We start from the raw sequence: 12,697 nt of genomic DNA on the forward strand, positions 1-12,697 counted from the left end.
ATAAGGCGACCTTATGAGCACCCCTCGTGGCTGCTTATGGCAGCGGCTGCTCCGCCCAGATCACCTTCCCGGCGGGCAGATAGCGCGTCCCCCAGCGCTCGGCGAGCTGCGCGACCAGGAACAGCCCTCGCCCGCCCTCGTCCGTCATCGTCGCGTACCGCAGACGCGGCGACGTGCTGCTGCTGTCGGACACTTCGCAGATCAGGTTGCGGTCGCGCAGCACCCGGACGTGGATGGGGCCGCCCCCGTACCGGAGCGCGTTGGTGACCAGCTCGCTCAGGATCAGCTCCGTGGTGAACGTCAGCTCGTCCAGTCCCCACCGGGCCAGCTGCCGGGTGACCGCCGCCCGTACCTCGCCCACGGCCGCCGGATCGGCCGGCACCGGCCACTCGGCGACCTGGTCGGCGGCGAGGGCCCGGGTGCGCGCGACGATCAGCGCGATGTCGTCGCTGGAGCGAGCCGTGAGCTGCGAGTCCAGGACGGTCCGGCAGGTGTCCTCCGGTGACCGGCCGGACCGGCCCAGCGCCTCGCGCAGCATGTCCAGCCCGACGTCGATGTCCCGCTCCCGGTCCTCGACCAGCCCGTCGGTGTAGAGGACGAGCCGACTGCCCTCCGCCAGCTCCAGCTCCGCCGTCTCGAAGGGCAGGCCGCCGAGCCCGAGCGGGGGGCCGGCGGGCACGTCGGGGAACTCGACACTGCCGTCGGGATGAATCAGCGCCGGCGGGGGATGCCCGGCCCGTGCGACGGTACAGCGCCGGGAGACCGGGTCGTACACGGCGTACAGACAGGTCGCGCCGGTGACGGGGGCGCTGCCCTCCTCCTCCGTCTCGTCCTGGTCGATGCGGCCGACCAGCTCGTCCAGCAGGGCGATGAGTTCGTCGGGCGGGAGGTCGAGGGCGGAGAAGTTGTGCACCGCGGTGCGCAGCCGTCCCATGGTGGCCGCGGCGTGCAGCCCGTGGCCGACGACGTCCCCGACCACGAGCGCGACGCGGGCCCCCGACAACGGCAGCACGTCGAACCAGTCGCCGCCCACCCCGGCCTGCGCGGGCAGATAACGGTAGGCGATCTCCAGGGCGTCCTGTTCGGGCAGGTTCCGGGGGAGCAGGCTGCGCTGGAGCGTCACCGCCATGCTGTGCTCGCGGGTGTAGCGGCGCGCGTTGTCGATGGAGACGGCGGCCCGCGCGACCAGCTCCTCCGCCAGGGCCAGCTCGTCCGTGTCGAAGGGCTCCGGCTTCTCGAAGCGCCAGAAGCTGACCACGCCGAGCACCAGGGAACCGGCCCGCAGCGGCACGGTGATCAGGGAGTGGATGCCGTACTCCACGATCTGCGCGGAGCGCTCGAGGTCCTGCGCCTGCCAGCCGGGGGCCTCGCTCAGCCGGGGTTCCAGGACGGGCCGGCCGGTGTCGAGGCTGCGGCCCTGCGGGGAGGACTCGACGAACCTGATCCGCTCGCCGACGGGGTAGAGCGGGGCGTCCTTGCGGACCCCGCTGAGCGCCACCCGGCTGAGCGCGGCCGCCGCGTCCGGCTGCCCGCCGCCCAGCACCGCGTCGAACAGGTCCACGGTGGCGAAGTCGGCGAACCGGGGAACCGCCAGCTCGGCAAGCTCCTCGGCCGTACGGGTCACGTCCAGGCTCGTCCCGATGCCCACCCCGGCGTCGTACAGCATGTTGAGCCGTTCCCGCGCGGCCTCGGCCCGGCCGGACAGGGCACGCAGCTCGGTGGAGTCGCGGAGCGTGGCGACGCTGCCGGGCGGGACGCCCGCACGGTCCGTGGTGCGCTGGTTCACGGCGAGCAGCCGGTCCCCGACGAGATGCACTTCGTCCGTGGCGACGCGCCCGGAGGCCAGCAGCTCGGCGGTGCCGGGGTCGAGCCCCAGGCTGAGCACGTGCCGTCCCTCGGCGTCGGCGGGCAGTCCGAGCAGCCGGTGCGCCTCGTCGTTGGCGAGCAGCAGGGTGCCCCCGTCGTCGACGATGAGCACGCCCTCGCGGACGGCGTGCAGCACGGCGTCGTGGTGCTCGTACATCCGGGTCATCTCGTGCGGCCCGAGCCCGTGCGTCTGGCGCAGCAGCCGCCGGCTCACCAGCGCGGCACCCGCCGTCGCCAGGGCCAGCGCCGCCGCGGCGGCGGACAGCACGAGCGGCAGCTGACGGTCCGCGGTACCGCCGACGTTCTTCGTCGTGATGCCCGCCGAGACCAGCCCCACGACCCGGCCGTCCGGATTCTTCACCGGCACCACGGCCTGGACCAGCGGACCGATGGTGCCCTCGATCTCCTCGGTGAACGACTCCCCGGCCAGCGCCGGCGCGATCGTCCCCACGAACTTCTTCCCGATGCGGTCCGGCTTGGGATGGGTGTAGCGGATCCCGTCGGTGTTCATGACGACGATGAAGTCGACCTTCGACTGCTCACGGGCGGCCTCGGCACGCGGCTGGAGCACCGCCGTGGGGTCGGGGCTCTCCAGCGCCTCGACCGTGCCCGGCGCGTTGGCGAAGGTCTCCGCGACGGCGAGCGAACGGTTGCGCGCCTCCTGGGTCGTGTCGTGCCGCACTTGCAGGACCAGCGCCACCACGGCCGCCACCACCAGCAGCAGCACGATCACCACGACGAGCAGGAACACCTGTCCGGCGACACTGCGTCCGCCCAGCACCGACCGCAGCCCCGCCACCGGCTGCCACCGCGACGGGCCCGCCTCCCGCCGCTGCCGTCGGGCAGACGGCGCAGCGCCGGGCCGCAGGGGCGATCGAGTCCCGGATCGACCCAAGAGTCGGACCATGTGCCATGTCTACACTGCCCGGCCGCGCGAGGCGAGGGGCGTCACCCATGGTGACAGGGGGCCTCACCGTTTCGTCACCCCGCAGCCTCAGGACGGCTCGCGGCCTCAGGTGCTCAGGGAGCGGGCGAGCTCGCTCGTGGCCCGGGCGATCTCCGTGTCCTCGTCCGCCATCAGCCGGCCGAGCTCACCGCGCCGGGCCCGCACCGCCTGCCGCGCCGCACGCTCCCACACCACCGGGTTCTCCCGGCGGTTCAGCAGCTTCGGGTAGACGGCGGCGGTGCTCTCCCACTGCCGGGCGTCGGCGATGCTCTTGAGCAGCTGGATGATCTGGGCGCGGCAGGTCACCTGCGGCAGCTTCGCCAGCTCCCACAGGAAGGGAACCGTGGCGGCCGTCGCCTGTTCCACGACGAAGCCGAACTGACAGATCCGCCGGCGCAGGTCGGCGAGTGCGGAGCGGGCGGTCTCGGCGTCACCCCAGGCGATGCCGTTGAGCAGGAGGGGAATGGCCGCCGCCGAACCGGTGGAGTCCTGGATGTCACCCCAGGGCACGCCGTCCAGGGCGGTGAGCGGCGTGGTCCTGGCGACCCCGGACGGGGCGTCGGGGCGCTGTGGGCGCTCGCTGCTCGGGTGTTCCGTCGAAGCGCTGCGCATGGCGAGGGGCCTTTCCGCGGCAGTCGTGTCAGATGGGGGGACAGGTCGACAACCTGGCCCAGACCGTCTTGCCCGCCGGAGGGCAGGGGGTCCAGCCCCACTCCTCGGACAGGGCGTCGACGATGCACAGGCCCCTGCCGTGCTCCTCCAGGGCGGAGCCGGTGGGGGCGTACACGGGCGGGTGGTCGTCGGGGTCGGAGACGGTGACCAGCAGGTGCGTGGGGTCCAGGAGGAATCCGAGCCGGATCTCCGCAGCGGCCGGCATACCGGTCGTACCCGCCGCCCCCGGCGCCGCGTGTGTCGCGGCGTTGGCGGCGAGCTCGGTGATGACCAGCGTCGTGTCGTCGCAGCGGTGGTCGAGCGACCAGAGGTGCAGGGTGTCGCGGGTGAAGGACCGGGCGCGCGCGAACCCCTCCCTGCTGCACTCGACGCGCAGGGCGGCCGAGGCGGACAGGGCACCGGAGGGCTGCGGCATCGTCTCCGGCATCGGGGGCGGGGTCACGTACGGCGCCGCCTCGTACGGCGTCACCGTGCGCGGGCCGGGCGGGAACCCGGTGCTCGTGGCGGGTGCGCCTGCGTGTGCCGCAGCCCCGCTGGGCGGCCGGAGCACGTGGTGCGCAGCTGATGACACGGCATCTCCCCGATGCGAGGTCAGAACGCGGCGCCGACAAAGGGGTTGACGCCGCGGCTATTATCCACGCTGACGGCGTCCGCGTGCAATTGCACGCGAAATTGCGTGAAAAACGAGCCGTGTTGGGTACGCAAGCCGGGACGTGAACGAGAACAGCAAGGAGACCGCGGTGCCACCAGTGCAGAACGGAGTGCAGGCAAGCTCGTTGGAGGCCTGCTGGATCAAGAGCCGCCGCAGCAACGCCGAGGGCAACTGCGTCGAGGTCGCCGCTCTCGTCGACGGGGGGATCGCGATGCGCAACTCCCGTGACCCCGATGGGCCCGCGCTCGTCTACACCGCGGCGGAGGTGGCGGCTTTCCTGGCCGGAGCGAAGGACGGCGAGTTCGACCACCTGCTGTGAGGCCGGCCTGGTGAAGTGGAGCCCAACTCGCCACTTCTGTGCGGCTGCTCCGAGGGATGCGAGCACGCCCGGCAGAGTGCGATAGTGTAAATCGCCCTTGTGCCGGTCTGCTGGGAGTCAGGATGTCCGCCGCGTCGCATCGCATCTCCCGTCTGGAACCCTACCTGGACAGGCCCGAGCCGGCGCCGACTCTGCTGAAGATGCTGGTCGGTGTGCAGCTGGCAGGCTTCCGTGAGGACGCCGGGCTCGCCCAGGACCAGGCGGCGCGCGCTGTCGGCTTCAGTGCCGCGAAGCTGTCCCGCATCGAGTCCGGCAAGGGCCGCCGCCCGCCGACGGAGAACGACGTCCGCGCGCTGCTGCGGCTGTACGGCACCGACGACTACGAGGCCTCGGTGCTGCTCAAGCTGCTGCAGCGTGCTGGAGAGCCGGGCTGGTGGCAGCGGTACGACAAGCGGCTGATGCCCGAGTGGTTCGACCGGCTGGTCGGACTCCAGGAGGCCGCCGCCACCATCCGTACCTTCGAGATCCAGTACGTGCCCGGCCTGTTGCAGACGCCCGCCTACACCAGGGCCGTGGTGGAGCGGGGCCTGCCGAACGCACCGGCCGGTGAGGTGGAGCGGCGCGTCGAACTCCGCAAACACCGGGCACGGTTGCTGTTCCGGCCGGAGGCACCGCAGCTGTGGGCGGTCATCGACGAGTCCGTGCTGCTGCGCGTCCTGGGCAGCACAGAGGTGATGCGGGAGCAGCTCGCGCACCTCGTCGAGATGGCCGAACGACCCAACGTGACACTGCAGATCGTCCCGCTGAACGTCACCAACGCCTCAGCGCCGGCCATCCCGGTCACGTACCTGCGCTTCGGCGGCCTCGACCTCCCCGACGTGGTCTACCTGGAGCACATCAAGAGCGCGAACTTCCTCGAGGACCGCGACGAGACGGAGGAGTACCGGATCGCGCTGGACCGCCTCGCGGACGAGGCGCTCAAGCCCCGTGACTCCCTGGAACTGCTGCGCACGACGATGGAGCAGCGCTACCCGTGACGCGCGAGTGCCTCGCGCGGGACGCGGGTCGTCCCGCGCGAGGCACCTGCGTCACTTCTCCAGCGGAATCCGACCCACACCGCCGAACTCGATCCACTCGTGCGTGAGCTGACGGGGCGCCACCTCGGTGTCCGGACGCCACGTGGACACCTCCACCAGCCCCGGCTCGAGGATCTCCAGACCCTCGAAGTACGCGGCGACGTCCTTCTCCTCACGCACGCGGCCCCAGTGGCCCTGGGTCGCCTGGTCCATGAAGTCCGTGACGAAGGCACGGACCTCGGGGTCCTCGCTGACCAACTGGCACATCACCATGAAACTGCCGGGCGCGAGCCGCTCCCGCACGCGGCGGGCCACCGCGAGCGGCCCGTCGGTGTCGCTGTCCGGGATGCAGTGGAACACCGAGTTGAAGAGCACGCACACCGGCTCGGAGAAGTCGATCAGCCGCTTGGTGTCGGGGTGGTCGAAGATCAGGTCGGTCTCGCGCATGTCCGCGTGGATGACGCTCGTGCGCTCGTCCTGCTCCAGCAGCGCACGGCCGTGGACCAGCACCATCGGGTCGTTGTCGACGTACACCACGTGGGTCGAGGGGTCGATGCGCTGGGCGACCTGGTGCACGTTGTCCTGCGTCGGCAGGCCTGATCCGTGGTCGAGGTACTGCCGGATGCCGTACTCCTCGGAGAGGGTACGCACGACCCGCTGGAGGAAGCGCCGGTTGTTCAGGGCCAGGCGGCGCGTGCTGGGCACGACCTTGTCGAGTTCCTCGCACGCGGCACGGTCCGCCGCGTAGTTGTCCTTGCCGCCCAGGTAGTAGTCGTACATGCGCGCTGCCGTCGGCACGTTCGCGTCGATCTCGGTGGACAACTGCTTCTCGGAGTGCATCGTTCCCCCTGCGTGGTGCCGCGCCAACGGACTGGCTGGACAGGAAGTACATCCTAGGGAGGGGGAGTTGGCCGCTGCCAGCCCAGTGGCGAAGGTGCCCACGATCGAACGACCGGATGATCGTCTCGCGCGACGGTGTGTGCCCTCTGTGGCGCGCTTGCGTACACAGCGTCACCGGACTCCGGGGGCATGGACGGGGTACCCGCCAGGGGACGTTCTCCTGTGGGAGGTGGGACCATGGACACCTCGGCCGACCGGATCGCGGATCCCTGGGGTGCGCGTACCCCCTACGCCCCCGGCACGCCCTGGCCGTCCCGGACGGACACGCACCTGCGGGCCGGGATAGCCGAGCCGGACGTGGATCGCTGGGTGCAGTCCGCCTCGCTGCTGCATTCCAACGGCGACGCGATGGACATCGCGGTGCGCGAGGGCCGCATCGTGGGGGTGCGGGGCCGGGCCGCCGACCGGGTGAACCGCGGACGCCTGGGCCCCAAGGACCTCTACGGCTGGCAGGCCAACGCCTCTCCGGACCGGCTCACCAGGCCCCTGGTCCGTGAGAACGGCCGGCTGGTGGAGTCCGACTGGGACACCGCCATGGGCCGGATCACCGCCCGGGCCCGGCACCTCCTGGACGACAAGGGCCCGGGCTCGATCGGCTTCTACACCACCGGACAGTTGTTCCTGGAGGAGTACTACACCCTGGCCGTCCTCGCCCGCGCCGGCATCGGCACCAACCACCTGGACGGCAACACCCGGCTGTGCACGGCGACCGCCGCCGAGGCGCTCAAGGAGACCTTCGGCTGCGACGGACAGCCCGGCTCCTACGAGGACATCGACCACGCCGACACCGTCGCCCTGTTCGGGCACAACATGGCGGAGACGCAGACCGTTCTGTGGATGCGACTCCTGGACCGTCTGGAGGGCAGCGACCCGCCCCGGCTCGTGTGCGTGGATCCGCGGTACACGCACGTCGCCCGGCGCGCCGACGTCCACCTGGCCCCGCGCGCGGGCACGAACGTCGCGCTGCTCAACGCGCTGCTGCACGAGATCATCCGCACCGGCCGCGTCGACCGGGCCTACGTCGACGCGCACACCGTCGGCTTCGAGGAGCTCGCGGCCGCGGTCGAGGAGTGCACGCCCCGCTGGGCGGCCGGGATCTGCGACGTGCCCGCGGCGCAGATCGAGCGGGCGGCGGAGATCCTCGGCACCGCCGAGCGGCTGCTGTCCACGGTCCTCCAGGGCGTCTACCAGTCCCACCAGGCCACCGCCGCCGCCGTCCAGGTCAACAACCTGCACCTGGTCCGCGGCATGCTGGGCCGCCCCGGCCGCGGACTGCTGCAGATGAACGGCCAGCCCAGCGCCGAGAACACCCGCGAATGCGGCGCGGACGGCGACCTCCCGGGCTTCCGCAACTGGCAGAACGACCAGCACGTGGCCGAACTGGCCGCGGTGTGGAACGTGAACCCCGAGACGATCCCGCACTACGCGCCGCCCACCCACGCGATGCAGATCTTCCGCTACGCCGAGCAGGGCTCGCTCCGGATGCTGTGGATCACCGGCACCAACCCGGCCGTGTCCCTGCCCGAGCTGTCCCGTATCCGGTCGATCCTCGCCCAGGAACGGCTGTTCGTGGTCGCGCAGGACCTCTTCCTCACCGAGACCGCGCAGCTCGCCGACGTGGTCCTGCCCGCGGCGACCTGGGGTGAGAAGACCGGCACCCTCACCAACGCCGACCGCACCGTGCACCTGTCGGAGAAGGCCGTCGAACCGCCCGGCGAGGCCAGGGCCGACCTGGACATCTTCCTCGACTTCGCCGCCCGCATGGACTTCCGCGACAAGGACGACGGGCCGCTGATCACCTGGCACGACCCCGAGTCGGCGTTCGCGGCGTGGCAGCGGTGCAGCGCGGGCCGCCCCTGCGACTACACAGGCCTCGACTACGACCGGCTGCGCGGCGGCAGCGGCATCCAGTGGCCCTGCACCGAACAGGCCCCCGACGGCACCGCGCGCCTCTACACCGACGGCATCGCCTACGCCCACCCCGACACCTGCGAGAGCTACGGAAAGGACATGGTCACGGGGGCGAGCATGGAGCCCGTGGAATACCGGTCCCTCAACCCCGACGGCAAGGCGGTCATCAAGGCGGCGGAGTACCTCCCGCCCCACGAGGACACCTCCGCCGACTACCCGCTCCAGCTCATCACCGGCCGGACCGTGTACCACTTCCACACCCGGACCAAGACCGCCCGCGCCCCCGAGCTGAACGCCGCCGCGCCGGACGTCTGGGCGGAGATCTCACCCGCCGAGGCATCCGCCCAGGGGCTCGCCGACGGCGACCTGGTCCAGGTCACGACCCCGCGCGGGGCGGTACGGGCCCGGCTGCGCACCACCGCGATCCGCGACGGCATGGTGTTCCTGCCCTTCCACTACGGCTACTGGGACACCCCGGCCGGCCACCGCCCGCCCGACGACGGCCCGGGCCGTGCCGCCAACGAGACCACCATCACCGACTGGGACCCGGTCTCCAAACAGCCACTGTTCAAGACCGGCGCCGCCCGTGTCACCCTCGTTGCGCGGCGCGCGAGCGACACCGGCACCCGGACCGAGACGGCGGGGAGCAGCACATGACCGGCATCGGCACCACACTCCGCCTCCTCCATGACGGCGAACGCGACCTGGAGCAGGATCTGCTGGCCGCCGCGGCACGGCACCACACCGACCACGAGTTCCACCATGTCGCCCTCGATGTCGCCGGCTGGTCACGGGAGCACGCGGCCCGCCTCGCGGACGCGGGCCGCGACCTGGGCCTCGACCTGTCAGGACCGCGCGACAACCCGTCGCCCGGGGCACTCGCCGCGCTCAGGGAGAAGGCGTCGGAAGCACTCGGCCGGCGCCCCGCGACCGGCCTGCTCCTCCTGCACGACCTGCGCGACCTGCACCTGGCGGCCGCGCGGAACTCCCTGCACTGGGAGATGCTCGCCCAGGCGGCGCAGGCCACCCGGGACGAGCGGCTCCTGGCGCTGTTCACCGACTGCCATCCACAGACGCTCCGGCAGCTCCGCTGGACCAACACCATGATCAAGATCCTGGCGCCGCAGCTCCTGACCAGCGTCTGACCGGTCCGTCAGCGCTGCTGTGCGGCGATCAGGGCCCGGTACCAGCGGTAGCTGTCCTTCGGCGTGCGCTCCTGCGTGCCGTAGTCGACGCGGACGATCCCGAAGCGTTTGCCGTAGCCGAAGGCCCACTCGAAGTTGTCGAGGAGCGACCACACGTAGTAGCCGCGGACGTCCACGCCGGCGTCCATCGCGGCCCGCAGCGCGGTGAGATGGTCGCGCAGATAGGCGACCCGGTCGCTGTCGTGGACGGCCCCGTCGGGGCTCACCCAGTCGTCCTCCGCCGAGCCGTTCTCGGTGATGTGGAGGGGCGGCAGTGCGTCGCCGTACCGCTCGTGGAGTCCCACCAGCAGGTCGGTGAAGGTGCCGGGCGCGACGGGCCAGCCCATGGCGGTGTGCCGGACGCCGGGCAGCCGTACCTCCTCGTACCGGTTGTCCGTCGCCACGCGGCGCGCCGGGTCGCTCTCCCGGTACGGGGCGTCGGCCACGACGATCGGCCGGTAGTAGTTGACGCCGAGGAAGTCCAGCGGCTGGGAGATCAGCTCCAGGTCGCCGTCCCGCCGGAAGTCCTGACCGGTGATCAGCTCGCCCCAGGTCTCCTCCTCGGTGTCCGGATAGCGGCCCGCAAGGATCGGCTCGGTCCACACCAGGTTGTGCTGTGTGTCGGCACGGGTGACGGCCGCCCGGTCGGCGGGGGAGTCGGTGGCGGGGAGGTTGTGGTCGAGGTTGAGAGTGATGCCGACCTCGCGCACACCGGCGGCCCGCAACGCCCGTACGGCCAGACCGTGCCCGGCCAGCAGGTGATGGGCGGCGGCCAGCGCGCCCCGGCCCTCACGGGCGCCCGGGGCGTGCCGGCCGACGGAGTAGCCGAGGAAGGCGCTGCACCACGGCTCGTTGAGGGTGATCCAGCGCGGCACCCGGTCGCCGAGGTGCTCCGCGACGACGGCCGCGTACTCGCCGAACCGCTCGGCGGTGTCCCGCACCCGCCAGCCGCCGCCGTCCTCCAGGGCCTGCGGCAGATCCCAGTGGTAGAGCGTGGCGGCGGGCTCGATGCCGGCCGCGAGCAGTTCGTCGACCAGGCGGGAGTAGAAGTCCAGCCCCTTGGGGTTCACGGGGCCGGCCCCGTCCGGGACGATGCGGGGCCAGGCGATCGAGAACCGGTAGGAGTCCACGCCCAGCTCCCGCAGCAGCGTCACGTCCTGCGGATAACGGTGGTAGTGGTCGCAGGCGACGTCACCGGTGTCGCCGTTCGCGACCAGACCGGGGGTGTGGCTGTAGGTGTCCCAGATGGACGCCCCACGTCCGTCCTCCTGCACCGCCCCCTCGATCTGATACGAGGCGGTAGCGGCCCCGAACACGAAGCCGGGTGGAAAGCTCGGGAAGTCAGTCATGTACTCAACGATGCCCGCCCCCGCCCCTCGAACCGGGGGAAACCACCGGGATCGGTGGCGGAGCGCGCGTCGAGCGGGTCGTCGTGCCCGCGCCCGCATAGTCTCGCGGCTCCCGGCCGCTTCCCCAGGAGAGACCCATGGGTGACTATTACGACCTCGGAACCCACAGCCGTCCCGTCACCACGTCCTCCGCCGAGGCCCAACTCTGGTTCGACCGCGGCCTGGTGTGGACGTACGCCTTCCATCACGAGGAAGCCGTCGCCTGCTTCGAGAAGGCCGTCGCGGCGGACCCGGAGTGTGCGATGGCGTACTGGGGCATCGCCTACGCGCTCGGCCCGAACTACAACAAGCCCTGGGAATTCTTCGACGACGACGAGCTGGTGCGGACCGTCGAACGCACGCATGACGCGGTCGAACGGGCCCACGACAAAGCCGTGCACGCCACGCCGGTGGAACGGGCCCTCGTCGGGGCCCTGCGGGCCCGCTACCCGCAGTCCGAGGCCGTCGAGGACTGCTCGGTGTGGAACGAACCCTACGCGGACGCGATGCGGGCGGTGTACGCACTGGCGCCCGACGACCCGGACATCGCCACCCTGCACGCCGACGCGCTGATGAACCTCACTCCCTGGCAGCTGTGGGACCTGACGACCGGCCAGCCTGCAGAGGGCGCACGGACCCTGGAGGCCAAGGCCGTGCTGGACGGCGCGCTCGGCACGGACGCCGGAGCCCGCCATCCCGGGGTGCTGCACCTCTACATCCACCTGATGGAGATGTCCCCGGCACCGGAGCAGGCCCTCACCGTCGCCGACCGGCTGCGCGGCATCGTGCCGGACGCCGGGCACCTGCACCACATGCCCTCGCACCTCGACGTCCTGTGCGGCGACTACCGCCGGGTCGTCGCGGCCAACAGTGACGCGATCGCCGCCGACGAGAAGTTCCACCGGCGGGCCGGCGCGATGAACTTCTACACCCTCTACCGGGCGCACAACCACCACTTCAAGATCTACGGGGCCATGTTCCTCGGCCAGTCACAGGTCGCCCTCGACACCGCCGCCCAGCTGGAAGCCGCCATCCCCGAAGAGCTGCTCCGCGTGCAGAGCCCTCCGATGGCCGACTGGCTCGAGGGCTTCCTCGCCATGCGCGTCCACGTACTGATCCGCTTCGGCCGCTGGACCGACATCCTCGACCTGCCCGCTCCCGCCGACCCGGAGCTCTACGCGGTGACCACCGCGATGCGCCACTACGCGCGCGGCGTCGCCCTCTCCGCCACCGGCGAAGTCACCCGGGCGGAGGCCGAACGCGAGCTGTTCCGCGCGGCGGTGAGCCGGGTGCCAGAGACGCGGATGCTGTTCAACAACACCTGCCGCGACATCCTCGCCATCGCGGCGGCCATGCTGGACGGAGAGCTCGCATACCGCAGGGGCGACCACGACCTCGCCTTCGCCGCCCTGGAGCGGTCCATCGAGCTGGACGACGGCCTCCCCTACGACGAGCCCTGGGGCTGGATGCAGCCCACCCGCCACGCCTACGGCGCCCTGCTGCTGGAACAGGGCCGGGTGGCGGAGGCCGAGGCGGTCTACCGCGCGGACCTCGGCCTCGACGACACCTTGCCCCGTCCCCTCCAGCACCCCGGCAACGTCTGGTCCCTGCACGGCTTCCACGAGTGCCTGCTCCGGGCGGGCAGGGCCGCCGAGGCGGCCCTGGTGGCCCAGCAGCTCAAGATGGCGACGGCGCTGGCCGACGTCCCGATCCAGGCTTCGTGCTTCTGCCGCCTGGACACCGCGGCCGGCCCGCAGCCTGCCGACGGGTGCTGCCACTGAGA

The 12,697-nt window shown here is 71.7% G+C and carries 10 protein-coding genes; 5 read left to right on the forward strand and 5 right to left on the reverse strand.

The annotated features are described in order from the left end of the window. Positions 1-34: 34 nt before the first annotated feature. The 3 genes from SCNRRL3882_RS38795 to SCNRRL3882_RS38805 form a co-directional block, all read right to left on the reverse strand. Positions 35-2,773 carry a SpoIIE family protein phosphatase/ATP-binding protein gene (locus tag SCNRRL3882_RS38795; RefSeq protein ID WP_102514934.1) on the reverse strand — a complete coding sequence of 913 codons (2,739 nt, stop codon included), beginning with the start codon at positions 2,771-2,773 and terminating at the stop codon, positions 35-37. A gap of 105 nt (positions 2,774-2,878) precedes the next feature. Beyond that, on the reverse strand, positions 2,879-3,424 hold the full coding sequence (locus SCNRRL3882_RS38800; protein ID WP_010038169.1) for a hypothetical protein: 546 nt from the start codon (positions 3,422-3,424) through the stop codon (positions 2,879-2,881). 28 nt (positions 3,425-3,452) lie between these two features. Beyond that, the gene (locus SCNRRL3882_RS38805) at positions 3,453-4,055 is read right to left on the reverse strand and encodes an ATP-binding protein (RefSeq protein ID WP_078602792.1); all 603 of its coding nucleotides are present in this window, start codon (positions 4,053-4,055) and stop codon (positions 3,453-3,455) included. A 169-nt stretch (positions 4,056-4,224) separates the two neighbouring features. Here SCNRRL3882_RS38805 and SCNRRL3882_RS38810 point away from each other — a divergent pair, with 169 nt between their 5' ends. Together SCNRRL3882_RS38810 and SCNRRL3882_RS38815 are read left to right on the forward strand one after the other, a co-directional pair. Continuing rightward, positions 4,225-4,455: a DUF397 domain-containing protein gene (locus tag SCNRRL3882_RS38810; protein WP_029181057.1), complete on the forward strand. Its 231-nt coding sequence runs from the start codon at positions 4,225-4,227 to the stop codon at positions 4,453-4,455. A gap of 122 nt (positions 4,456-4,577) precedes the next feature. After that, positions 4,578-5,492, forward strand: coding sequence for a helix-turn-helix domain-containing protein (locus tag SCNRRL3882_RS38815; RefSeq protein ID WP_010038181.1), 915 nt, complete (start codon positions 4,578-4,580; stop codon positions 5,490-5,492). A 51-nt stretch (positions 5,493-5,543) separates the two neighbouring features. Here the strand turns inward: SCNRRL3882_RS38815 and SCNRRL3882_RS38820 are convergent, their stop codons facing one another. Beyond that, positions 5,544-6,371 carry an SAM-dependent methyltransferase gene (locus SCNRRL3882_RS38820; RefSeq protein WP_010038183.1) on the reverse strand — a complete coding sequence of 276 codons (828 nt, stop codon included), beginning with the start codon at positions 6,369-6,371 and terminating at the stop codon, positions 5,544-5,546. Positions 6,372-6,608: 237 nt separating this feature from the next. Between SCNRRL3882_RS38820 and SCNRRL3882_RS38825 the strand changes: the two genes are divergently transcribed. Then, positions 6,609-8,999 (forward strand): molybdopterin oxidoreductase family protein, encoded by a 2,391-nt coding sequence (locus tag SCNRRL3882_RS38825; protein ID WP_010038185.1) that lies wholly within the window; start codon positions 6,609-6,611, stop codon positions 8,997-8,999. Next, entirely contained in the window at positions 8,996-9,487 is a 492-nt protein-coding gene (locus SCNRRL3882_RS38830) for a hypothetical protein (RefSeq protein WP_010038187.1), read from the forward strand. Before SCNRRL3882_RS38825 ends, SCNRRL3882_RS38830 begins: the two co-directional genes overlap by 4 nt. An 8-nt stretch (positions 9,488-9,495) precedes the next feature. Here SCNRRL3882_RS38830 and SCNRRL3882_RS38835 read toward each other — a convergent pair whose 3' ends face one another. Then, positions 9,496-10,875: a GH1 family beta-glucosidase gene (locus SCNRRL3882_RS38835; RefSeq protein ID WP_010038189.1), complete on the reverse strand. Its 1,380-nt coding sequence runs from the start codon at positions 10,873-10,875 to the stop codon at positions 9,496-9,498. A gap of 137 nt (positions 10,876-11,012) precedes the next feature. Between SCNRRL3882_RS38835 and SCNRRL3882_RS38840 the strand changes: the two genes are divergently transcribed. Continuing rightward, entirely contained in the window at positions 11,013-12,695 is a 1,683-nt protein-coding gene (locus tag SCNRRL3882_RS38840) for a hypothetical protein (RefSeq protein ID WP_010038190.1), read from the forward strand. The last annotated feature ends 2 nt before the right edge of the window (positions 12,696-12,697 follow it).

Origin of the sequence: Streptomyces chartreusis NRRL 3882 (assembly GCF_900236475.1) — a bacterium.
GTDB lineage: Bacteria > Actinomycetota > Actinomycetes > Streptomycetales > Streptomycetaceae > Streptomyces > Streptomyces chartreusis_D.